17 protein-coding genes, 1 tRNA gene and 1 pseudogene are annotated in these 24,246 nt (G+C 61.0%); 3 read left to right on the forward strand and 16 right to left on the reverse strand.

Features of this window, described 5'->3' with window-relative positions:
- Window positions 1–647, forward strand: a pseudogene (locus AS026_RS21625) (integrase core domain-containing protein); the annotation flags it as partial.
- A gap of 44 nt (window positions 648–691) precedes the next feature.
- Here the strand turns inward: AS026_RS21625 and AS026_RS21630 are convergent.
- The 4 genes from AS026_RS21630 to AS026_RS21645 form a co-directional block, all read right to left on the reverse strand.
- Window positions 692–768, reverse strand: a tRNA-Met gene (locus AS026_RS21630).
- Between the two features lie 110 nt (window positions 769–878).
- Window positions 879–2,078 carry a tRNA 2-thiouridine(34) synthase MnmA gene (mnmA, locus tag AS026_RS21635; protein WP_018116390.1) on the reverse strand — a complete coding sequence of 400 codons (1,200 nt, stop codon included), beginning with the start codon at window positions 2,076–2,078 and terminating at the stop codon, window positions 879–881.
- 178 nt (window positions 2,079–2,256) lie between these two features.
- The gene (chrA, locus tag AS026_RS21640; protein WP_062371718.1) at window positions 2,257–3,666 is read right to left on the reverse strand and encodes a chromate efflux transporter; all 1,410 of its coding nucleotides are present in this window, start codon (window positions 3,664–3,666) and stop codon (window positions 2,257–2,259) included.
- Window positions 3,667–4,482, reverse strand: coding sequence for a chromate resistance protein ChrB domain-containing protein (locus AS026_RS21645; RefSeq protein ID WP_025660925.1), 816 nt, complete (start codon window positions 4,480–4,482; stop codon window positions 3,667–3,669).
- A 301-nt stretch (window positions 4,483–4,783) separates the two neighbouring features.
- On the opposite strand from AS026_RS21645, the gene AS026_RS21650 reads away from it, so the two are divergent.
- On the forward strand, window positions 4,784–5,992 hold the full coding sequence (locus AS026_RS21650) for an MFS transporter (protein ID WP_025660924.1): 1,209 nt from the start codon (window positions 4,784–4,786) through the stop codon (window positions 5,990–5,992).
- Window positions 5,993–6,053: 61 nt separating this feature from the next.
- On the opposite strand, the gene AS026_RS21655 is transcribed toward AS026_RS21650, so the two are convergent.
- Together AS026_RS21655 and AS026_RS21660 are read right to left on the reverse strand one after the other, a co-directional pair.
- Window positions 6,054–8,144, reverse strand: a complete 2,091-nt coding sequence (locus AS026_RS21655) for a putative bifunctional diguanylate cyclase/phosphodiesterase (protein WP_062371730.1) — start codon at window positions 8,142–8,144, stop codon at window positions 6,054–6,056.
- A gap of 140 nt (window positions 8,145–8,284) precedes the next feature.
- Complete coding sequence (locus tag AS026_RS21660) at window positions 8,285–8,707, reverse strand: MerR family transcriptional regulator (protein WP_018859225.1); 423 nt, start codon at window positions 8,705–8,707, stop codon at window positions 8,285–8,287.
- Window positions 8,708–8,778: 71 nt separating this feature from the next.
- Here AS026_RS21660 and AS026_RS21665 point away from each other — a divergent pair, with 71 nt between their 5' ends.
- The gene (locus AS026_RS21665) at window positions 8,779–11,019 is read left to right on the forward strand and encodes a heavy metal translocating P-type ATPase (protein WP_062371733.1); all 2,241 of its coding nucleotides are present in this window, start codon (window positions 8,779–8,781) and stop codon (window positions 11,017–11,019) included.
- Between the two features lie 27 nt (window positions 11,020–11,046).
- Here AS026_RS21665 and AS026_RS21670 read toward each other — a convergent pair whose 3' ends face one another.
- The 10 genes from AS026_RS21670 to ybgF form a co-directional block, all read right to left on the reverse strand.
- Window positions 11,047–12,234 (reverse strand): transporter substrate-binding domain-containing protein, encoded by a 1,188-nt coding sequence (locus AS026_RS21670; RefSeq protein WP_245268003.1) that lies wholly within the window; start codon window positions 12,232–12,234, stop codon window positions 11,047–11,049.
- 644 nt (window positions 12,235–12,878) lie between these two features.
- Window positions 12,879–13,037, reverse strand: coding sequence for a hypothetical protein (locus AS026_RS21675; protein ID WP_025660921.1), 159 nt, complete (start codon window positions 13,035–13,037; stop codon window positions 12,879–12,881).
- 148 nt (window positions 13,038–13,185) lie between these two features.
- The gene (gene serA / locus AS026_RS21680) at window positions 13,186–14,781 is read right to left on the reverse strand and encodes a phosphoglycerate dehydrogenase (RefSeq protein WP_062371735.1); all 1,596 of its coding nucleotides are present in this window, start codon (window positions 14,779–14,781) and stop codon (window positions 13,186–13,188) included.
- An 86-nt stretch (window positions 14,782–14,867) separates the two neighbouring features.
- The gene (locus AS026_RS21685) at window positions 14,868–16,046 is read right to left on the reverse strand and encodes a phosphoserine transaminase (protein WP_025660920.1); all 1,179 of its coding nucleotides are present in this window, start codon (window positions 16,044–16,046) and stop codon (window positions 14,868–14,870) included.
- A 141-nt stretch (window positions 16,047–16,187) separates the two neighbouring features.
- Complete coding sequence (locus AS026_RS21690; RefSeq protein WP_062371738.1) at window positions 16,188–17,000, reverse strand: outer membrane protein; 813 nt, start codon at window positions 16,998–17,000, stop codon at window positions 16,188–16,190.
- A 179-nt stretch (window positions 17,001–17,179) separates the two neighbouring features.
- Window positions 17,180–17,947, reverse strand: coding sequence for an outer membrane protein (locus AS026_RS21695; protein WP_018859216.1), 768 nt, complete (start codon window positions 17,945–17,947; stop codon window positions 17,180–17,182).
- A 181-nt stretch (window positions 17,948–18,128) separates the two neighbouring features.
- Complete coding sequence (gene glmM / locus AS026_RS21700) at window positions 18,129–19,481, reverse strand: phosphoglucosamine mutase (RefSeq protein ID WP_018859215.1); 1,353 nt, start codon at window positions 19,479–19,481, stop codon at window positions 18,129–18,131.
- A 237-nt stretch (window positions 19,482–19,718) separates the two neighbouring features.
- Window positions 19,719–21,650, reverse strand: coding sequence for an ATP-dependent zinc metalloprotease FtsH (gene ftsH / locus AS026_RS21705; protein ID WP_025660918.1), 1,932 nt, complete (start codon window positions 21,648–21,650; stop codon window positions 19,719–19,721).
- A 98-nt stretch (window positions 21,651–21,748) separates the two neighbouring features.
- Complete coding sequence (gene tilS / locus AS026_RS21710; RefSeq protein ID WP_062371740.1) at window positions 21,749–23,074, reverse strand: tRNA lysidine(34) synthetase TilS; 1,326 nt, start codon at window positions 23,072–23,074, stop codon at window positions 21,749–21,751.
- 11 nt (window positions 23,075–23,085) lie between these two features.
- A complete protein-coding gene (gene ybgF / locus AS026_RS21715; protein WP_026372052.1) occupies window positions 23,086–24,087 on the reverse strand; it encodes a tol-pal system protein YbgF in 1,002 nt (333 codons plus the stop codon).
- Between the last annotated feature and the right edge of the window lie 159 nt (window positions 24,088–24,246).

Genomic DNA, 24,246 nt, shown 5'->3' on the forward strand with positions numbered 1-24,246 from the left:
GCCTTCGAGACGACCCGTGAACGCGGCGTCTTCGATGCCTTCGCGCGGGTGTTTGCCGAACGCGGATTGCCGCTTGCCATCCGCTCCGACAACGGCCTGCCCTTCGCCAGCCCGAACGGGCTCTACAATCTCTCGAAGCTGTCGGTCTGGTGGCTGAGGCTCGGCATCGTCTTCGAGCGCATCCGCCCCGGCCATCCGCAGGAGAACGGCCGCCATGAGCGCATGCATCTGACGCTGAAGAAGGAAGCCACCCGCCCGCCGGGACGCAATATCCTGCAGCAGCAGATGCGCTTCGACGCATTCATCAGCGAATTCAACACGGAAAGACCGCACGAGGCCCTGTCGATGAAGGTGCCGGCCGAAGTCTACCAGACCTCGGCCGGCACCTATGAAGGGCTGCCCGAGATCAGCTACCCCTTCCACGACCGCGATGCCATCGTCACCAATTGCGGCCGTCTGTGCATCCATCGCAAGAAGATCAACATCTCAACCGTCATGGCCGGCCAGAAGCTCGGCCTCAAGAAGTCGACGACGGCATTTGGCTCGTCAGCTTCCTGCGCTATGATCTCGGATATATCGACCTCGAACAGAGGACATTGCAAACAATCGACAACCCGTTCGGCACGAGGTTGTCACCGATGTCTTAGGTACCGATTGTGACCTATGTGTCCGGGTCGGACAATCATTTGACTGGTAGCGGAGGAGGGATTTGAACCCCCGACACAAGGATTATGATTCCTCTGCTCTGACCTACTGAGCTACTCCGCCACTGGTCAACGGTGCCGTTCGCGATGCGCTCGGCCCGTGGGATGAGCGGCTTATAAGGTGCGCTTCGGCTTTGTGTCAAGCGCATGATCGAGAAAATACCACAGGCTTTTTCAGGCCGCGACCGGGCTGGCCAACAGCGCCTTCAGCGAAGCTTCCGCCGCCGGTTCGCGCTCGGAGCGTTCGATGAAACCACCGCCATACACGCGGGCGTCGTCGCCGGGTGACGAATAGAGCGCACAGGCCTGGCCCGGCGCAACGCCAGCCTCGCCAACCGCGAGGTCGACATAGATGCCGGTCGCATCGGCATGCAGGACGGCAGGCGTCGGCGCACGCGTCGAGCGAACCTTGGCAAAGCACACGAAGCCCTCGCCCGAAGCCGCCTCGACAAGCGGCTCGTCACCCAGCCAGTTGACATCCCGCAAATAGACGCGGTGCGTCTCCAGCGCCTCCTTCGGCCCGACAATGACCCGGCGCGAGCGGGCATCGAGATAGACGACATAGAGCGGCTCGCCGGTGGCGACGCCGATGCCGCGGCGCTGGCCGATCGTGTAGTGCAGGATGCCTTCATGCTGGCCCAGCACGCGGCCGTCGAGATGGACGATCTCGCCTGCGAGTGCCGCATTCGGCTTCAGCTTGTTGATGATGTCGGAATATTTGCCCTGCGGCACGAAACAGATGTCCTGGCTGTCGGCCTTCTTGGCGACGACAAGCCCCATCTCTTCGGCAAGCTTGCGGGTTTCTGCCTTGGGCAGACCGCCGAGCGGAAAGCGCAGGTAATCGATCTGTTCCTGCGTCGTCGCGAAGAGGAAGTAGCTTTGGTCGCGATCGGCATCAGCAGGGCGATAAAGGGCGCGGCGACCGGGATTGCCGGGGGCCGGATTGGCGCGGGAGCGAATGTAGTGGCCAGTCGCCAGCGCGTCGGCGCCAAGCTCCTTGGCCGTTGCCAGGAGATCCGCGAACTTGACCGTCTGGTTGCACGAGACGCAGGGGATCGGCGTCTCGCCGGCCACATAGCTTTCCATGAAGGGGTTGATCACCGTATCCCGGAAGCGCTTTTCGTAATCCAGGACATAGTGAGGAATACCGAGCGTTTCGCAAACGCGACGCGCATCGTCGATATCCTGGCCGGCGCAGCAGGAACCGGCACGGTGAACGGCCGCGCCGTGGTCGTAAAGCTGCAGCGTAATGCCGAGCACGTCATAGCCCTGGCGCTTGAGAATGCCTGCCACCACGGAGCTATCAACGCCGCCGGACATGGCGACGACAACGCGGGTATCTTCCGGCCTCTTGTCAAAATCCAGTGTATTCACAGGTGGCTGCCAATTCTAAGCTTGTTGCGGTCCGCCCATCTGAGCCGGCGGATTTCCTGCGTCAGAGCGGGATCGGCCGCCGGACTTTCGTTGGCGAGGATATAGAAAGGATTGGGGTCCGGCGCAAGAGGAAGCAAGTTTCATCACTCGCGCCGCCCTGGTTCGAAGCGCGGCTCGATCAGAACGACGCGATCAGCCTCCACGCCATTCCGGCAGCAGCACATCCAAGCAGTGTGGGGATCACCGACATCCTGAACCGGAAGATCGCAACCGCTGCGGCAAGGCTGAGAGCCAGCGACGGCAGGGCGAGCGACGACCAGACCGGCAGTTCGACCCATAGTGGACCGAACTGATGGACGCGAGCCTCGACAAATAGAAAGTGCAGACCGAACCAGATGGCGAGGTTCAGTATCACACCCACCACGGCAGCGGTGATCGCCGACATTGCACTTGCGAGCGCCGCATTTCCCCTGAGCTTTTCAATGAAAGGCGCACCGAGAAAAATCCAGAGGAAGCACGGCACGAACGTGACCCAGGTCGTCAGCATCGCCGCCAGCGTGGCTGCGGTCATCGGATCGAGGCCAGCCGGGTCGCGATAGGCGCCCATGAACCCGACGAACTGTAGAACCATGATCAGCGGCCCCGGAGTCGTCTCGGCCATGCCGAGTCCATCTAGCATCTCCATCGGCCGCAGCCAGCCATAGTGCTGCACCGCCTCCTGCGCGACATAGGCGAGGACGGCGTATGCGCCGCCAAAAGTCACCACGGCCATTTTGCTAAAGAAGATGCCGATCTGCGTGAACACGTCATCTCCGCCACGGAAAACGTAGAGCAGCAGAAGCGGCCCGAGCCAGAGTGCCAGCAACACAGCCGAGATCTTAAGCGACCACACCAGGTTTGGCCGCGCATGAACCGGCGTTTCCTCACCAAGCGCGGAGTCGACATCGGCAAGGATGTGACCCGCCGCAGTTTTGTGGCCATTACCCACCTGGAAGAGCCTTGAACCGGATTTGGAACCGAGGAAGCCTGTTATCGCCGCTGCCAGAATGATGAGCGGGAATGGGACGTGGAGCACAAATATCGCCAAGAATGCCACTAGCGCGATAACGACCATCGCGGGATTTTTGAGCGCCCTGCCCCCGATCCGAATGACCGCTTGCACGACGACCGCAAGCACGGCGGCCTTGAGGCCGAAGAACATGCCTTCGACGGCCTCGACGTTGCCAAATATCACGTAGACGTAGCTTAAGGCCAGGATGGAGAGGAAGCCGGGCAAGACGAAAAGGATGCCGGCCACAAGGCCTCCTGCCGTCCTGTGCATGAGCCAGCCGATATAGATGGCGAGCTGTTGCGCCTCTGGCCCGGGTAACAGCATGCAGTAGTTGAGGGCGTGCAGAAAACGGTGTTCGCCGATCCACTTCTTTTCGTCGACGACGATCCTGTGCATGACGGCGATCTGCCCGGCCGGGCCGCCGAAACTCAACGCCGCCACGCGCAACCAGACGCGAAAGGCCTCGCCGAAGGAGACACCGTGACCCGTCCCGCCCGTCGTGTCGTCGGCGGGCCTGTTCGTGGCAAGATTGGTCATCTAACTTCCCTTCTTCGCGGAGGGCCAGTTGTGCGTTTCGTCGGTCGCGTCGCGGCACCATCGGTAGAAGGCATCGTAAAGGGTCATGCCGGCCTGCAATTGCTCGAGGTCATCGGCAAACATCCGCGAGAGCCCGAGCGAAGCCGCCAGCAATCCCGCTGCTTCGGGTGCAAGATCGAGCCTTGCGGTGTCGGCAGCCCGGACGATCGTCGCAAGCCTGAGGAGCGGCTGGGATTGAAGGGTGAACTCCTCCAGCATGATATCGAAGGAGCAACGCTCGCCACGATGGCTCCAGAAGACATCCTCGATGTCGAACGGTGTTGCGCCGAACCGGTCGGCGACCATCAGCACTTCAGCGGTCGGAACGAACAGGAAGACAGCCGATGGATCGACGAAGCGGCGGATCAACCAGGGGCAGGCGATACGGTCGATCTTCGGGCGCGCGCGCGTGACCCAAACCGTCCGCCCCTTCGCGTCCCGCGGCGGCAGCTTATCGTCCGGCACGGCGAGACCGCCTGCCTTGATCCATGCCTCGAACCCGCCTTCCAGTGTTTCGGCCTGCGTACCCATGACGCGAAGATGCGCGGCAACGCCGTGGCTAAGCTTGGCGCCGTGGTGGCAGACAATGACGGCCGGGCCGTGGGTTTCGGCACCCCACTCCTCCACATCCTTGAATGGCTTGCGGATCGATCCGGGAATGAGACGAGGATCGGCGGAAAAGTCCTCGTCATTGCGCACATCGATCAAGACAGGCGCACCCGGCGTGCCGATGAGGCGGTTCAGTTTGTCGGCTGAGATTTCGGTGAATGACGGCATCGCGCGTCCTCCGTTTTAGCGGCTTCGTTGGACGCGACTCTTCGGCTGGCGCCTCGTGGGGTGATCGCGACCCCATGGACCATATGATCCACGCGTGAATCGGCTATGTCAACATTTTCCGCCTGCTTGCGCTGCCGGCAAACAATTGAGATGTAACGATTGATCCCGCAGCGGCTAGACTGAAGTGTCCGAGCGCACGAGGAGGACGATATCACGCTAGGCTTCGGACGCTTTTTCAGGTCGCCGTCAGATTTCGAAAGCAGAAGACCCTGGCGGGTTCGTTTGTGAAAGGTAGTTCGATATGGTCGACGTTGCCGGCTCGCGACCCGCAGCCCTGCGGGCGATCCCGAAAGGCGTCTGGGCTCTCGGCTTCGTTTCGCTGTTCATGGACATCTCCTCCGAGATGATCCACGCGCTGCTTCCGGTGTACATGGTTGCCATCCTCGGCACTTCGGCATTTGCAGTCGGCGTGATCGAAGGCATTGCCGAGGCGACCGCCGCCATCACCAAAGTGTTTTCCGGAGCGCTCAGCGATTGGCTTGGCAAGCGAAAGCTGCTCGTGACCCTGGGCTACGGAATGGCCGCGCTGACAAAGCCAGTGTTTCCCCTGGCACCGTCGCTGGGCTGGCTCGTAACCGCGCGTTTCGTGGACCGCGTTGGAAAGGGCATCAGGGGCGCACCGCGCGACGCCTTGATAGCCGACATCAGCCCGAAGGAAATCCGCGGCGCAAGTTTCGGTCTGCGTCAGTCGCTGGACACGGTCGGCGCCTTCCTTGGGCCGGCACTGGCCTTGGGTCTGATGTGGTGGACCGCCGACCACTATGCGACGGTCTTCTGGATCGCCGTCATACCGGCGTTCTGCTCGGTCGCGATCATCCTCTTTGTCGTCAAGGAACCGCCGCATGCCGACCAAGGGCGCGCTCGGGTGCCGCTCCGAGCCTCGGAACTCGTTCGACTGCCTGTGATCTACTGGCTGGTCGTTGCCGTCTCTGCTGTCTTCACCCTTGCACGGTTCAGCGAGGCCTTCCTCATCCTTGATGCTCAACAGATGGGACTTCCCGTCATGTTCGTTCCGATCGTCCTGATCGTCATGAACATTGCCTATGGATTCTCGGCTTATCCGGTAGGCGTCATGGCGGATCGTGTCGACAGGATAACCCTGCTGATGGTCGGGCTGGCGCTTCTCGTTCTCGCCGACCTCAGCCTCGCGTTTCTTCCCGGGCTGGCAGGCCTCGGGATTGGAGTACTGCTGTGGGGGCTCCACATGGGCTTTACACAGGGCCTGCTGGCGACCCTTGTTGCGGATGCCGCACCCGCCGAACTGCGCGGAACCGCCTTCGGCATCTTCAACCTGATTGCGGGTGTCGCCCTTCTCGCCGCGAGCGTGCTCGCCGGCGCCCTCTGGGATTGGGGCGGACACCAGATAACCTTTCTCGCTGGCGCAGCCTTTGCCTCGCTCGCCGGCCTTTCGCTGCTGCCGTTGAAAAGGCGGCTTAGAACTGCTTTATAAATCAGGAGCTTGCCCCGTCAGCGATCCACGCAGCAAAGCTGACACCTTCGAGGTAATGATTTCAGGAGCCGGTCGCGGCAAGCAAGGGAGAGGCTCCGCCGTGTATCAGGGCCTCCGCCTCGGCCTGCTGCATAGGCGTGCCAAGCAGGAAGCCTTGTACTTCGCTGAAGCCTTCGGCGCGCAATTTCCGTAACTGCTCTTCGGTCTCGATCCCTTCCGCAAGCGTTGTCGCGTTGAAACCGGAGCCGATGCCGACGACCGCGCGCACGATCGCCAAGTTACCCGGATCCGTTTCGATGCCGGAGACAAAGCTGCGGTCGAGCTTGATCTTGTCGAAGGCAAAGGCGCGCAGATAACTGAAGGAGGAATAACCGGTGCCGAAATCGTCAATGGCGATGCGGATGCCGAGTTCCTTCAACGCCCGCAAGAGCGGCAGGCTCTGCTCAACGTCGGCGAGGAAGACTGACTCGGTGATCTCGATCTCAAGGCGTTCAGGACGGAGACCGGTCTCATCCAGTACCGCAACAACGGTCGCAAGCAGGCTGTTGTGGCGAAATTGGCACACGGAGAGATTGACGGCGATCTTGAGGTGATCGGGCCAGGCCGCCGCCGCCCGACAGGCTTCGCGCAGCACCCACTCGCCGATCTGAATGATAAGGCCCGTCTCCTCGGCGATGGGTATGAATTCCATCGGCGGGACCAGCCCTCGTACGGGATGGCGCCAGCGGATCAAGGCCTCGAAGCCCGCCAGACCATCGTCATCAAGTTGCACGATTGGCTGGTAGTGCAGTTCAAACTGGCCCTTTAGCAGCGCCTCGTGAAGCTCGGCCGTGAGCATGTGCCTGCGCTCGGCTTCGAGGCGCATTTCAGGAAGATAAAAGCGATAGGTCGAGCGACCACTTTCCTTCGCTGCGTAGAGCGCAAGGTCCGCGTTTCGCATCAGGACATCGTCGTCCTCGGCGTGCTCCGGCGCAAGCGCAATGCCGATGCTGCAGGTAACATGCTCGTCGACGCCATCAAGATCAAATGGGGCCGATAACGATCGGAGCAGCCGTTCGGCAAAGCGTTCAATGTTCTCACGTCGCTCCAGTCGGAGCAGCAGCGCAAACTCGTCGCCGCCGAGACGCGCGACGAGGTCGCCATCGGCGACAAGCTGCATCAGGCGCCCTGCGACCTGGCATAGCAGCGCATCGCCCGCGGCATGCCCTTTGCTGTCATTGATATGCTTGAAGTGGTCGACATCGAGGTAAAGCAGCGCCAGCGGGTTTTCCGTCGTGGCGACCGGTGCCTCCCGCTGGATATGATCGGCGAAAGAGGCGCGGTTCGGCAGGCCCGTCAGCGCATCGTGCATTGCCATGTAAGCGAGACGAGCCTCGACCGATCGCTCCTCGGTTACGTCCTGGGAAATGCCCAGGACATAGCGCGGCACGCCGCCGTCCGGTGCGGGCAGAGCCCGCTTGATCGTCCGCAGAATCCGCGGCGTCCCATCGGCGCGCTGCATCGTCTCTTCGAAGCTGATGGTTGTACCTGCCCCGAGAGCTCGGGAATCCTGCTCGCGAAAGATCGCCGTTTGCTTCTCTTCGAAAATGATGGAGTCGCTCTGACCGATGATACCTTCTGGATCGTGGCCGACGATGACCCCACACGCTTCGTTGAAAAGGATGTAGCGTCCGTCTTCTTCCATGTCCTTCACGAAGACGCCTACGGGCAGGTTGTCGACGATACTGTCCAGCATTGAGCGTGTATCGCTCACCTGCCTTTGGGCTGCGTTGACCTCGGTCCGGTCCTGCACGATCGCGAGGATCGCATCCCGTCCGTCGAAGCGAACCGCCCGTCCGTAGGTTAGCACTTCCAGGGTTTCGCCATTGGCCTTCAAATGCGTCCAGCGCTCCGCACGCTCCATATCCGTACGGGCCTGCACGGCATCGAGCATTCGCTTGCGCTCTTGCTCCGGCCTGATGTCGAGGACCGTCATGCGCGCGTAGTCCTGGCGCGAATAGCCGTAGAGATCGGCGGCAGCATTGTTGACGATCAGGAAGCGAAGGCTGCCGGGATCGTAGACCCACATCGGCGACGGATGGGTTGCAAACAGCGACTGAAAATCATCGTTCGGCGCATCGATCGGAGCAAATGCTTTCTGGAAACCGGTCATACTAGATCACAAGAAGTAATGGCAGCGGATCGACGGGTTATAGGTCGAAAAGCTAAACAAAAACAGAATCATAGTTCGCACAAACTTTAGGCGCAACGCCTTTGGATTGTGCATTGCGGTATTCCTGCCTCCCCTCCCCATCAGTGATGGGCATGGCTGCACTGGCCGTGATCCGCCAGAACCTCGATGACACGGCACTGATCGACACGGCCGTGACCGCAGCCTTCCACCATCAGCTCCAGCTCCGCTTTCAGCGCCATCAGGCTTCGGATCCTCTGCTCGACTTCGATTAGGCGCGCCTTGGCGATCGCGTCTGCAGAGGCGCATGACTGGTGCGGGTCGTCCTGCAGGGTCAGGAGGGTGCGGATCGCCTCCACTTCGAAGCCAAGCTCGCGGGCATGACGGATGAAGGCGAGCCTGCGCAGATCCGCCGGCTCGTAGGAACGTTGGTTGCCTTCGCTCCGGTTCGGCTCCGGCAGGAGGCCGATGCTCTCGTAGTAGCGGATCGTCGGCACTTTGACGCCGCTTTTCCGGGAGGCTTCGCCGATCGTGATCGTTTTCATGATTTTCCTCTTGCACCTCTAGTCGCTAGAGGATGTAGGGAGGATGCTTCTGTCTGACAAGGAAGCGGATCATGGGTGAAACGGTCGAGAAACGTTACAGGGTTGGCGGCATGGATTGCGCCAGCTGCGCAGCCAAGATTGACACCGCCGTCCGACGCATCCCAGGTGTCGAAGACGTTTCTATCTCCGTGACCGCGGGGACGATGACTGTACGTCACGACGGCAGCAGCGATCTTGTCGCCATCGAAAAGAAGGTGATGAGCCTTGGCTATTCCGTCTCACAGGTGACCGGAAGGATGCCAGCGGATACACAGCCGGCAGACCATTCCCACCATGACCATGACCACAGTAATCACGACCACGCCGGGCATAATCACGCAGGTCATGAGCATGTAGCGGAAAGAGTGCCTGACGCGCTGGAAGGGCTCCACGGTCACGAGGCCCCTATGGCCGGACCTTGGTGGCACAGCAAGAAGGGCCGGCTGACAATTCTTGCCGGCGCAGCCCTCGTTATAGCTTACGTCATCGGCCACCTCGTGCCGGCAATTGCGCCCTACGTGTTCATCATGGCAGTGCTCGTCGGCCTTGTTCCAATCGCCCGACGCGCAATCGTCGCTGCCTTCGCTGGCACGCCCTTTTCGATCGAGATGCTGATGACGATCGCGGCGGTTGGCGCGGTGATCATCCAGGCCAGCGAGGAAGCCGCCGCCGTGGTCTTCCTGTTTCTGGTTGGCGAACTGCTGGAAGGCATCGCCGCCGGCAAGGCACGCGCGAGCATCCAGTCGCTGGCGACCCTTGTCCCGAAACGCGCCTTCCTCGAAGAGGATGGCAAGACCCGGGAAGTGCCCGCCGAGAGCCTCGCCGTCGGTTCGACGATTCTGGTTCGTCCGGGCGACCGCATCGCGGCGGATGGCACCATCCTGTCCGGCGAAAGTGCAATCGACGAAGCGCCGGTCACCGGCGAAAGTACGCCCGTGCAAAAAGGCGTGGGCGACACCGTTTTTGCAGGTACCGTCAACGGCGACGCGGCTCTTCGGGTCAAGGTGACGGCAGCGGCGGCGGACAACACGATTGCGCGTGTCGTCCGGCTGGTCGAAGCGGCGCAGGAATCAAAGGCGCCGACGGAGCGCTTCATCGACCGTTTCTCTCGTTACTACACGCCCGGCGTCGTCGTGGTTGCCGCCCTTGTCGCGATCCTGCCGCCGCTTCTTGCAGGCAGCGCCTGGAACGAATGGATCTACAAGGGCCTCGCCATATTGCTGATCGGCTGCCCCTGTGCCCTCGTGATCTCGACCCCGGCCGCGATTGCCGCCTCGCTTTCTTCTGGAGCGCGCCGCGGTCTGCTGCTGAAAGGCGGCGCGGTTCTCGAGACCCTCGGCAAAGTCACTGCCGTAGCATTCGACAAAACAGGCACGCTGACGGAAGGCAAGCCGCAGGTGACCGATGTGATCGCGATTGGAAAGGACGAAGGCGAAGTCCTGAAATATGCCGCTGCCCTTGAGACAGGATCCAGCCATCCGCTGGCGCTTGCAATCCTGGCGCGAGCAACCGCCGCCGAGATCACCCTCCCCGCGGCAAGCAATGCCAAGGCTCTGGGAGGAAAAGGCATCACCGGGACCGTCGAGGGCCAACCCGTATTCTTCGGGTCTCCCAAAGCCGCCAGCGAACAAATCCCTCTTTCATCGGATCAGGTCGCGCGCATCACGGCGCTCAACGACGATGGAAAAACAGTTTCGGTACTAATCGTCGGCGACACGCTGGCAGGAGCCATCGCCATGCGTGACGAACCGCGCGATGACGCCGAGCCCGGCCTTGAGAGATTGACCGAGGCAGGCATCAAGACTGTCATGCTAACGGGTGACAATCACCGCACCGCAAAAGCGATTGGCACACAGCTCGGCATCGAGGTACGCGCCGAACTGATGCCGGAGGACAAGCAACGCATCGTGACCGAGCTGAAGCGCGGCGGCCTGATCGTTGCCAAGGTTGGCGACGGCATCAACGACGCCCCTGCCCTTGCGACCGCCGATGTCGGTATCGCCATGGGCGGCGGCACCGATGTGGCGCTCGAAACTGCCGATGCCGCGATCCTGCATGGTCGCGTCAGCGACGTTGCGGCGATGATCGCGCTCTCCAAGCGCACCATGCGCAACATCGTCCAAAACATCACCATCGCGCTCGGCCTGAAGGCGGTATTTCTCGTGACCACCATCGCAGGCATAACTGGCCTCTGGCCGGCGATCCTGGCCGATACCGGCGCAACGGTGCTGGTCACCATCAATGCGCTGAGACTGCTGAAGCCGGCCAGGTAAGGGGTTAAGCAGGCACCGCTCTTTCGCTCAGCGTTTTTCTCCGAGGTACTGAAAGATCGTTCGTTTCCAACGCGGATCGTGAATCGCCTGAAGGACGGCGACGTCGATTGCCTTTCGATACGGTCTGCCGAGCGGCATGGCGAGCCCGTAGCTTTGGGGCTCGAAATCGACATCCAGGACTTGCACGCTGCTGGAGAAATGCTGCTCCACAGTCCACGCTAAAAGCGGCTTGTCGTAGACGAAGGCATCGATCGATCCTGTTTCGAGCGCCTTCAGCCCGTCGGCAACCTGGGCAAATGTGCGGTGCTTGATGCGCTCGCCGTCCAGGAAGCCGATGGTCGCCGAATTGGCAAGCGTGCCAACGCGCACGCCCGGCAGATCCTCCACGCCATTGACCAGCCCGCGCATCTGCCTCGTCGTCAGTGCGGAAGTGACGCTGGCGGTGAACACGGCGATCGTGATGATCGATACCACCATCCAGATGATCGCAAGCGCCCTCCCCGCAACGGTGATCGGCCCGCGATGCCCGGTGCTTGCCTGCGTCATGGCCTCCGCGGACCACCAGATGCTCGCTCCCAAACCGCGTCCGACCGGTCCGCCGAAGTCGTCGTTGTGGCGCCGCTCGAACAGCCACACCAGTGCGCCGACCAGCAGAGAGATACCGATCAGCGCTCCCGCCGCCTGCAGGAATCCCGCTGAGATCATTGTCCGGGTGATTTCGCGCCACACCGACACGCTGTTGACTGACACAGCGATCCCCAGGCCGGTATCGTAGAAGGGCTGACTGAAATCCACGCGGCGTTCGCGGTCGGCCGTGATGGTGATCGCTGCGACGGAAACATCGTAGTCGCCCCGCGATGTGGCTTCGATGAGTTTTTGAACATCGGGCTCTTCGGCGAGGCGAAACTGCAGCCCTAGCTTCTGCGCGACCTCGCGCCAGAGCTCTATGGAAATGCCGCTCCAATTGCCATCGGCATCCTTCATCGCAAATGGCGGTGCCTGCTTGGTGCCGATAACAAGTTCGCGCTGAGGGAAATCTTGCCTGTCGGTCTGCTGCGGAACCTGCCCATAGACATAGGCGCAGCCGACTGCAGTTCCACTGAAGGCCGAGAAAGCGATAAGCGCGCCCCGGATATGGCGGCCCGCAGTGCGCACCCACCCACGTATGCCAGTCGCAAACGCTGCAACGGAGACTGCCACGATACCCGTTCTCACCAGCCTCCAACTCCGAAAAGAACCGCGCGCCAAGGCTGCCTAGTCCTGGGCAACGGCCTGGGCAGCGGTCCGAAGCGAGCCACGAAAGAACGCAAATTAGAAGTACGTTACGGTAAAATTTGCGCTTCGCCCGCCCTTCATACGCCTACGATTTTCAAAGGCACTGGGTCAGGTACAAAACCTCTGCGTTAGTCTCGCTGCGCAATTTGCACGCAGTGGGAACATTTCGCTCGCTGGGGCGTTAACGTTGAGAGGAGGAGTAACATGACGAATGACTTCAACAGACCAAACCCGAATACCTCGGCGTCCAAGAGCAGGACGCTGTGGATTGTTTTGGCAGCCATTGTCGTTATCGTAGCATTAGCAGCCACTTATTGGCCGAGAACACAAACCGGTTCGACCGCGACGGCACCGAACGCACCGGCTCCGACCACTTCCGAGCCGGCGTCACCGCCACCTGCATCGACTGCACCCGCGACACCGCCAGCAGCTGGGACTCCTGCCGCTCCAGCTCCTGCTGCCCCGGCTACCGAGACTCCGGCCGCCCCGGCGCCAGCCGCTCCGGCTCCAGCGAACCCGCAGTAGCCGCGAGCCCGCTTGCTCAGGCGGGTTTAACCTGCAAACATAAAGGCCGGCCGCTCGACTTAGTTCGCGCCGGCCTTGAGGATGCGATGCGTGCTGACATCCAGCGCATTGCCCGCTTCCCTGCCGTCCTTGGCAAGACCGTTCGCCGTGTTTGCGCAAGCTGACAGGCTGATGAGTGAGGCGAGCGCAAGGGCGATAGCGACGACTGACTTTGTCATGAAAGCTCCCAAATTGGTTGTTCAACAACCGTAGAAAGAGACCGATGGTCGCCCCTGACAGTGATCAACGTGGTCGACCGAAAGACAAAACGAGAAAACCCGGCGCAGGTTCCCACGCCGGGTTTTCTCATTGCCTGGGGAGCAAAACTCAATCGACTGCGAACACCAGCGGCTTTGCCTGGCGGATCGCCGAGTGTGCTGTCAGCTTGGCCAGAACCTCATCGCCAATCGGACCATCGACGTAAAGCAGCGCGATAGCATCGCCCCCCTGCTTGTCGCGGCCGAGCTGGAAGTTCGCAATGTTGACGCCAGCGGCGCCTAGCGTCGTACCGATGAAGCCGATCATGCCGGGTACGTCGGTGTTGGCGATGTAGACCATGTGCGAACCGACATCGGCATCAAGGTTGATGCCCTTGATCTGGATGAAGCGCGGCTTGCCGTCAGAGAAGACCGTGCCGGCGATCGAACGCGTCATCGTGTCGGTCTTGACGGTAAGCTTGATGTAGCCGTCGTAGACGCCGGTTTTGTCACGCTTGACCTCGGATAGCACGATGCCCTTTTCCTTGATCATGATCGGCGCCGAAACCATGTTGACGTCGGCGACCTGGTTGCGAATGAGGCCGGCGAGCAAAGCCGAGGTCAGCGCCTTGGTGTTCATCGTGGCCGTCGCGCCATCGTACAGGATCTCGATTTCCTTGATCGGATCTTCCGACACCTGGCCGACAAAAGCACCGAGAACGTCGGCAAGCCGGATAAACGGCTTCAGGATCGGTGCTTCTTCAGCAGTGATCGACGGCATGTTGATGGCGTTGGAGACCGCACCCTTGACGAGGTAATCCGACATCTGCTCGGCGACCTGAAGGGCGACGTTTTCCTGTGCTTCCGTGGTCGACGCACCCAGGTGCGGCGTGCAGACGACGTTCGGCAGGCCGAACAACGGGCTCTCCTTGGCGGGCTCGACCTCGAAGACGTCGAAGCCGGCGCCGGCGACGTGGCCGGACTTGATGGCTTCTGCGAGCGCTGCTTCGTCAACCAGGCCACCACGGGCGCAGTTGATGATGCGAACGCCGGGCTTCGTCTTGGCGAGGTTTTCCTTGCCGAGGATACCGCGGGTCTTGTCGGTCATCGGAACGTGCAGCGTGATGAAGTCGGCCTTGGCCAGCAGCTCGTCGAGCTCAACCTTGGTGACGCCCATTTCCTGCGCGCGCTCGGCCGACAGGAAGGGATCGTAGGCCAGAACATGCATGCCGAGGCCGATAGCCTTCTTGCAGACGATGCCGCCGATGTTTCCGGCGCCGATGACGCCGAGCATCTTGCCGGTGATTTCGACACCCATGAACTTCGACTTTTCCCACTTGCCGGCCTGCGTCGAGGCATCGGCCTGGGGCAGTTGGCGGGCAACGGCGAACATCAGCGCAATGGCATGCTCGGCCGTGGTGATCGAGTTGCCGAACGGCGTGTTCATGACGATGATGCCTCGCTTGGAGGCGGCCGGGATATCGACGTTATCGACGCCGATGCCGGCGCGACCGATGACCTTGAGATTGGTCGCAGCGGCGATCAGCTTTTCCGTCGCCTTGGTGGCGGAGCGGATGGCGAGACCATCGTAGTTGCCGATGATTTCGGCGAGCTTGTCCTTGTCCTTGCCGAGCTGCGGCTGGAAATCGACTTCGACGCCACGATCACGGAAGATCTGGACAGCGGTTTCCGACAGTTCGTCGGATACGAGAACGCGAGGTGCCATTGCGGGGCTTCCTTCAAAAAGTTCAGCGATGGATGAAATCAGGGATGCGAGGCTCCGCCCGTTCGGCGGAGCCGGATGCTATCAGCTCAGGCAGCAGCCTGGGAAAGCGTCGCCTTCTGGGTCGCGAACGCCCAGGAGAGCCACGGCATCAGCTTCTGCATGTCGGCAGTCTCGATCGTGGCACCTGCCCAGATGCGCAGGCCCGACGGTGCATCGCGATAGTGGCCGATATCATAGGCGACACCTTCCTTGTCGAGCAGGCTGACGACGCCCTTGGCGAAGTTCGCCTGACCATCGGCGTCGAGCGCCAGAACGTCCTTGTCGACGATCTTCAGGCAGACGGACGTGTTGGATGCCGTCTCCGGCTTCACCGCCAGGTTGGCGATCCAGTCGTTGGCAGTAACGAAGTCCGCAATTACCTTGGCGTTGGCATCGGCGCGGGCCATCAGGGCCTTGAGGCCGCCGACTTCCTTCGACCAGAGCAGTGCATCGATATAGTCCTCGACGCAGAGCATGGACGGCGTGTTGATGGTCTCGCCGCTGAAGATGCCTTCGATCAGCTTGCCGCCCGAAGTCATGCGGAAGATCTTCGGCAGTGGCCAGGCCGGCGCGTAGGTGAGCAGACGCTCGACAGCGCGCGGAGACAGGATGATGACGCCATGTGCGCCCTCGCCGCCCAGAACCTTCTGCCAGGAGAAGGTGACTACATCGAGCTTGGCGAAGTCGAGATTCTGTGCGAAAGCGGCCGAGGTGGCGTCGCAGATCGTCAGACCCTTGCGATCAGCCGGAATGAAATCGGCGTTCGGAACGCGAACACCGGAGGTGGTGCCGTTCCAGGTGAAGACCACGTCGCGGTCGAAATCGATGGTGGAAAGATCCGGCAGCTCGCCGTAGCCAGCTTCGATCTTGCGGACGTCTTTCAGTTTCAGCTGCTTGACGACGTCGGTAACCCAACCAGCGCCGAAGCTTTCCCAGGCGACCATGTCGACGCCGCGCTCACCGAGCAACGACCAGAGGGCCATTTCAACGGCGCCAGTGTCGGAAGCGGGAACGATACCGATGCGGTAATCCGCCGGCACTTCCAGAACGTCACGGGTGAGATCAATGGCCTGCTTGAGCTTCGTCTTTCCGATCTTCGCGCGGTGCGAACGGCCAAGAGCCGCATCGGAAAGGGCTTCGAGCGACCAACCGGGGCGCTTCGAGCAAGGGCCAGAAGAAAAATGAGTATTGTTCGGACGTACGTCCGGCTTTGCGGTCTTCGCCATGTGCTATCCTTCCAGATAGATAGCTCCTCGTTGGGGAGGAGTGTCCCGCCGCCGTCGTTATAGGGCGGTGGGATCGAAGTCAAGCAGCCGCTGTCGCTAGGAGAGAGATTTTTAGCGTATGCGCGTCATTGCGCCGCGGACTTACCAGCCGGCGATCCGCAAGCCGACACGGATTTCGTATCGCGTCAGTCCGTCGTCGCGACCGCTTGATCCCGAAGGACCCGTAAACATGCTGCCGCCGGCAATGTCGGAGAAGCGGTAGCCGACATCGATCTTGATGGTATCCGTAACCTCATAGCTGAGGCCGGCCATCAGCGCATAAGTGAAGCGCCAGCTGCTTTCGCCATTGAGTTCTTGCTGGGAGAACGCCGCTCCCGAGCAGGTCGAAGCACCATCCGTGCACGCGGGTTGCGCATGCACGTTCCCCCATTTTACATTGGTCGCCCCGATCCCGGCACCGACATAAGGGGTGAAACCGGCAATCGTCGCGAGGTCGGCATAGCCGTTCGCCATCACGCCATAGGCCCGAAGATCGCCGCGCGCACCGAAGGCGCAGCCGGTTCCGACGGCTGCGGATGCAGCACAAGGCAAATCGGTGCGGGCTGTTCCGGTGAACGTGCTTTTGAAAAAGTCGCCCGTGAAGTCGGCGCGCCAGATGTCGGTGAATTGATAGCCGATACCGGCACCGCCTGAAATCGGCCTGGAAAAACGTGCCGGATCGAATTCGCCGCCAGCAGTGGCGCCCCCGGCGTCAGTAAAGCGGTAGGCCGGCGCTTCGTTTCCTGTCCACGGCGCATAGCCAAGATCACCGCGAAGATACCAGCCCCTTGCCGATGCATCGCCGGCAATGGTGACCTCGGGTGCCTGCGTAATCGGGGGTTCCTCCGCCATCGCCGGACCGCCGAACAGAGCGAAGCTTGCCGCCGTGGCGCGGATGATGGTGGACGATTTCATTGCAATTCCCGACCGGGCAGAGAAATGCCCGCATGACTGACCATCCGGGCATTATTCCAACCAGATGCTAACGCGCGGTTAACTATGTTTGTTAACTTCGATCGGGGACGGGGAGAAACGAAAAAGGCCGACCTGACGGCGGCCTTGAAGTCGAGGCGCTCGCAACAATGGGGTGTCGGCTATTGCAGCGAATAGCGCAGGCCGAGTTTGAAATCGTGCGAGGTAATGTTGTCGAAGTGCATCGGGCCGGTGTTCACCGTGTTGTCGTAGGAACGGAGCGGGCCGGTTTTTGCGTCGCCAAGATCGACGTAGCTATAGCCAAAATCGACGGTGAGGCGATCTGTCACTTGATAGCCGATGCCGGCATGGAGCGCCCAAGCAAAGTTCCAAGTGGATTCACTGTCACCATAAGCAACGCCTTGGGTCGGGACGTTGACGTCCCTGAACCGAGAGATCGTGTTGCGTGAGGCACCGATGCCGGCGCCGACATAAGGCGTAATGCCTTCCCATGTGCCGATGTCGACATAGGCATTGGCCATCAACAGCCATTCCGATTTGGCAGCATCGTAGTCATTCGTACCATCCCAGACGGGTCCCGTCGCATCGGTATGACCGTAACGATCGAGCGCGGAAAAATCGGTCTTGCCGCGATACTGAACGATCGCATCGCCGCGGAGCCACTGGTTGAATTGATAACCGACGCCCAACCCACCGAGCAGGCCACTGTCAAATGAGCCCTCATCCGGAAATTCGTGGAGTTCTACGTCGTCAAACAATTCGTGCTGCATACTGCCAAGACGCTGGTTAGTCATGCCCAAGTCCCCGCGCAGGTACCATCCGCCGAAGGCGGGAGGGGGCGGAGGAGCCGGATCGACATAAAGATCGGCAGCGAGAACCGGGCCACCTGCCGTCAACGCCGCAGCCAGGGCAATCAAAAATCTCTTCATAGTATGCTCCAGAAACAATCGATGCCCGGGCGTGCGTCATTCGACCACGCCCGGCTTTTATTCATCCCGGAGTCTTACAAATTAGAGTTAATGTCAGATTAAATTCAGAAAATCTTTATCATGATCTTGCGCACATGGCCGGACGCCGAAACAACGCCCGCCATGTTGACAAATACGGACGTCACGCGGCGTCGCGCGCACCACCGATTATACCAACCAGATCATTGACGATGCGTTCGATCTGGCCGCGGTCATCGCCTTCAGCCATGACCCGGATCAGCGGTTCGGTGCCGGACGGGCGGATAACAAGGCGGCCGCTATGACCGAGCTCGGCTTCTGCATCGGCGATTGCCTTCCGCACACGGGCGTCTTCAAGCGGCTTGCCGCCGGAAATGCGCACATTGCGAAGGAGCTGCGGCACTGGCTCGAAGCGGCGGCAAACTTCGCTCACCGTCTTGCCGGTCCGCTTGACCGCAGCAAGGATCTGCAATGCGGCCACCAGACCGTCGCCCGTCGTACCGTAGTCCGACAGCACGATGTGACCGGACTGCTCGCCACCGACGTTGTAGCTGTGCTGGCGCATGTGCTCGACGACATAGCGGTCACCGACCATCGTGCGTACGAGGCCGAGGCCCTTATCCTCGAGGAAGCGCTCCAGCCCGAGATTCGACATCACCGTCGCAACGATACCGCCGCCGCGAAGCTGCTGGCTTTCGGCAAAGCTCTCGGCAATGACAGCCATCAGCTGGTCGCCGTCGACAACAGCGCCGTTCTCATCGATGATGATCACGCGATCGGCGTCGCCGTCGAGCGCAATGCCGATATCGGCACGGACTTCATCGACCTTCTTCTGCAGAGCAACCGGGCTGGTCGAGCCGCAATTGAGATTGATGTTCGTGCCGTTCGGCTCGTTGCCGATGGTCACGACGTCGGCGCCGAGTTCCCAGAGAACAGCGGGCGCCACCTTGTAGGCGGCTCCGTTTGCGCAGTCGATCGCGATCCTTAAGCCTTGTAGCGTGACGTCACGCGGCAGCGTGCGCTTGGCATGCTCGATATAGCGGTCGTGCACGCCGTCAACACGCTTGGCGCGGCCGATGTCGTCGGCCTTGGCAAGCTGCGTCGAGAGATCCTTTTCGAGCAGATCCTCGATCTGCGATTCCAGATCGTCCGACAGCTTATAGCCATCTGGCCCGAATAGCTTGATGCCGTTGTCCTGGTAGGGATTGTGGGACGCCGAGATCATGACGCCGATGTCGGCGCGCAAGGACCGCGTCAGCATCGCCACGGCTGGCGTCGGGATAGGACCGAGAACAAAGGCATCGACGCCCGCAGCAGTGAAGCCTGCGACCATCGCGTTTTCGAGCATATAACCAGAAAGGCGGGTGTCCTTGCCTATGACAACGCGATGACGGTGGTTGCCTCGGCGAAAGATCGTTCCGACTGCAATCCCGACCCGCATCGCAAGGTCGGGTGTCATTGGGAACACATTGGATTGACCGCGAATACCGTCTGTACCGAAATAGCGTCTTTTCATATGCACCCCTGTGCCTTAGCGCGCCTTCAGGCTGCGCATTATTACTTGCAAAAATCACGTCGCCACGGGCGAATGTCGTTACAAGAGCTTCGAGTGAAGCCTCCCTATGTCACCGGCATGACATAAATCGCTGTCACCATCACGTAAATTCGCGAGAAAATCCATTACATCGCGTTACCGACGCGAAAGGCCGGAGTCCAGACTGGACCCCGGCCTTTCAGGCATTCTCAAGATAAATCAATGCGGCTGCGGCTCTAGGCCGGCTTCAGGCTCGTCACCCTTAGCCACCGGTCGGCTACCGGTCTTCGGAACGGCCGAGCCACGGCTGGGCGGCGCGTCGTCGCCGAGATCGCGCGAAGGCTTTTCGCCGCGAATCAGCGCCTTGATTTCCTCGCCCGTCAACGTCTCGTATTCGAGCAATCCTTCGGCCAGCGCGACGAACTCGTCATGCTTGTCGGTGAGGATATCGCGGGCCTGGGTATAGGCCTCGTCGATCAGGCGGCGAACTTCGTTGTCGATCTTCTGGGCGGTGGCCTCGGAGACGTTCTTCGACTGCGAAACAGAGTGGCCGAGGAAGACCTCCTGCTGGTTCTCGCCGTAGGCCACCTGGCCGAGCTCGTCGGAGAAGCCCCATTGGGTGACCATCGCACGAGCAAGCTTGGTGGCTTGCTCGATGTCTGAGGATGCACCCGATGTGATGTTCTCCTTGCCGAAAGTCAGTTCCTCAGCAACGCGGCCGCCCATCATGATGCAGAGGCGCGAGACCATCCACTTGTAGCTCATCGAGTAGCGGTCGCCCTCGGGGAGCTGCATCACCATGCCAAGCGCACGGCCGCGGGGGATGATGGTTGCCTTGTGCAGCGGATCGGCGACCGCCACATTGAGTGCGGTGATCGCGTGACCGGCTTCGTGATAGGCCGTGAGCTTCTTTTCAGCCTCGGTCATCGCCGAAGAGCGGCGCTCGGCGCCCATCATGATCTTGTCCTTGGCGTCCTCGAATTCCTGCATGGTCACGACGCGCTTGTTGCGGCGCGCAGCCATCAAGGCAGCTTCGTTAACGAGGTTCATCAGATCCGCGCCGGAGAAGCCGGGCGTACCGCGAGCCAGAACCTTGAGATCGACGTTCGGTGCCAGCGGAACGTTGCGGGCATGAACCTTCAGGATACGCTCGCGACCGACGATGTCGGGGTTCGGCACGACCACTTGGCGGTCGAAGCGGCCCGGACGCAGAAGTGCGGGATCGAGAACGTCAGGGCGGTTCGTCGCCGCGATCAGGATGATGCCCTCGTTTGCTTCGAAGCCATCCATCTCGACCAGCAACTGGTTCAGCGTCTGCTCACGTTCATCGTTACCGCCGCCGAGACCGGCGCCGCGATGGCGACCGACAGCGTCGATTTCGTCGATGAAGATGATGCAGGGCGCATTCTTCTTGGCCTGTTCGAACATGTCGCGGACACGGCTTGCGCCGACGCCGACGAACATTTCGACGAAGTCGGAGCCCGAGATCGTGAAGAACGGCACATTGGCCTCGCCTGCAACAGAGCGGGCGAGCAGCGTCTTGCCGGTGCCCGGAGGGCCAACCAACAGAACGCCACGCGGAATCTTGCCGCCGAGGCGCTGGAATTTCTGCGGATCACGCAGGAATTCGACAATTTCCTCAAGGTCTTGCTTGGCCTCGTCGACGCCTGCGACGTCATCGAAGGTCACCCGGCCATGCGCTTCGGTCAGAAGCTTGGCCTTGGATTTGCCGAAGCCCATCGCACCGCGTGAGCCTCCCTGCATCTGCCGCATGAAGAAGAGCCAGACGCCCAGTATCAACAGCATCGGCAACAGCGTACCGATATAGCTCAGGAAGCCCGAAGAGCCATCGGTTTCCGGGCGCGCCGAAACGAGGACATTCTTCTGCTGGAGGCGATCGAGCAGGCTGCCGTCAACAACAGGCGTATAGGTCTGGAAGGTGGTGCCGTTTTCAACATAGGTGCCGGTGACGCGGTTGCCCGTGACGACGACTTCCTTGACGCGGCCCGCATCCACTTCCCGCAGGAACTGCGAGTAAGGGATCTCGCGGGAGCTGGTCTGCGCCGGCGACGTCTGGAACATGCTGAACAGGGCAATCAGCAGAAGCGCAATGATTGCCCACAAGGCGAAATTACGTAAGTTAGGGTTCATCGAACTCCCCAGCACTGGAACAGCCACCTCATGGCGACCGTCTTATTTGGTCTCTAACATAGGATTGCCTTGGGTGAATGCCAAGGAAAACTGGACTGTTAGATAGATTTTCCGTCAATAAGACCTAAAGGCGGTTTTGGATAGGGGCGCGTTCCAAAGGCAGCCGCAAGCCTGTCAGCGAAGATGAAGTCAAATCGTGTCAAAAAACGGTCGAACGGCGAGAAATAGGGACTGATCCTGACTTTCTTGGCAACACGATCGGGAACTTCGGACCCAGCAGCGTCGACGACGCATGGCGCCGCTGACCGGGCCCGCCTGAGCACGCCCCTCGGTAGCCGGTCGCTCTGCATCTCAGCTCCGCCGGCAACGACGCCGATATCCATCGGGGCTGCATTTTCAACCAGGAACCGCCTGTCCCAGACGCCGCGCGTGCCCGGCGCCAGCGTCAACGGCAGGATCCCACGGTTTTCACGAACGAGAAAAAGCCCGTCGCGCCGAAGGTCAAACACTACCCTGCCCGCGGTCATCCGATCTGGCTGATCGCTTTTGATAAGCGCCAGCACATCGTCCGTCTGCTTGCGTCCGAGCGGGAACGCCTGCCCGCCGAAAACCGCAGCAAGGCGCGCAATGGCATAATCAAGAATGCCCCTCTCCGAGGTGAGTCCGGCCGGGAGTACCTGGCCGACCAAGGGAGAATGCATAACGAAATGCTGATCCAGCCATCTAGCCGCCGAAGCGGCGACGCTCGTGCGCAAGTCACCGGCCTCGCCCGCATCCGGGACGGCATCCACCTCGTCGGCGAGGCGGGATCGCATCCGCACACGTTCATAGGTCGGGTCATCATTGCTTGGGTCGTCGATCCAGCCGACATGTCTCGTGCGAAGATATTCGCGGATCGCCTCTCGCCGACAGCTAAGCAGCGGTCGGGCAACCCAAATGCGGCGATCAAAGAGCACGAGATCGGCGATGCCGGTGCTTGGCTGTTCTGAGCGCTCCGACCGCATGGCGAGCGTCTCGCGCTGATCGTCTGCCGTATGCGCGGTTACAACGATGTCGGCGTTGAAGTTCTCGGCGGCTTCGGCAAGCAGCGCGTAGCGGGCGTCGCGCGCAGCCGCCATGAGGCCGGCCTTGGGCTTTTCGCCCTGCCAGACTTTAACGACGTGAGGGATATCGAGCGACCCGCAGAGGGCAGCAACCTGGCGCGCCTCTTCGGCCGATTCTGTCCGCAGTGCATGATCCACTGTAACAGCGCAAAGAGAGATTTTCGAGTTGGGTACAGCCTTGCTCGCTTCGGCAAGAGCCAAAAGCAGGCCTGTTGAATCGCTTCCGCCCGAAATCGCAACAAGGATGCGCGAGGGCCCGATCAGCGAGTCAAGGAAACGGCGCGCTGCCGTCTCAGGTAGGAGGGGGCTATCCGGGCGCAAACCGGAAGGCCTTAGCAGGCGAGACGCTTTTGCTCGCTGGCAACCTTGGTTATCACGGCACGCGAAGCCTTGGGGTAACGCTTCGAGACTTCCCGCAGCGTGGCGCATGCGGTTTCCGTATTGTCGAGCGCCGCAAGCGACATGCCCAGCTTGAGAAGCATTTCCGGCGCCTTTTCGGAGCTGCCATACTTCTTGTGAGCATCGAGGAACGTCTTGGCGGCCTCATTGTACTTGCCCTGCGAGTAGAGCGCTTCGCCAAGCCAGAAATTGGCATCCGCCGCGCGGGCGCTGCTCGGGTATTGAGCGATGTACTGGGTGAACTCCTGCTCGGCCGTCGAATAGTCCCCGGAAAGCACGTGGCCGTAGGCGGCCTTGTATTGGTCGGCTTCGCTGCCGAGCGAGGCCGTCTGCGACGAACGGCCGGAATCGACGCCAGGAACCGGGCCGGATCCGACCGTGGCATTCTCGTTGACCGAGCCTCCGACCGGATTGCCGCTCTGGTCGAACTGCATCGAACCGAGCTGCTTCGGCGGCTGGCCGAGACCATCATTTGCAGGAACGTCGGTCGAGGGAGCCGTTTCGGCTCCCTGCGGTGCTTGGATTACGCGGGCGACATCGTCACCACCGCTCCGGCCCTGCGCCGGAGGAGGCACATCGGCTTCGCTCTTTTTCATCGTCTTGGAGCTGCTGCCGGCACTACTGCCGCCGCCCTTTTCCAGCTCCTGGAAGCGGAATTCGTTGTCTTCCTGCGCCTTGCGGATCGTTTCCTGCATCTGCAGGAGCTGGAAGCTCATCTCTTCGATGCGGCCGTTCAGCTGGCGCAGCTGTTCTTCCAGCTGCTGGATGCGAACCTCAGGGCCGCCCGCCTGCACGTTTACAACCGGTGCCTGCGGTTGCCGATTGGCAGCCTTGCCGCCGATCTGCCACCCGAAAAGCGACGTCGCATTCGCCGATTGGCCCGCCCCGGCCACGGCCGCGAGGCACAGCATGCCCGCAACGACAAATTTCTTCATATGGTTTGTCCTGTCCCTGTGATTCTTCGCACCCATTGGCACGAACAGGAGATTTTTCCAATTGCTTTCAAAAAGCAACGGAAACTGGCCAAAGTGTGTTCAAAAAGAAAAGGCGGCCCGCGTTGGAGCCGCCTTTCGAAATTGTAATATTTCCCGGCA

Source organism: Rhizobium altiplani (genome assembly GCF_001542405.1).
Classification (GTDB): Bacteria; Pseudomonadota; Alphaproteobacteria; order Rhizobiales; family Rhizobiaceae; genus Rhizobium; species Rhizobium altiplani.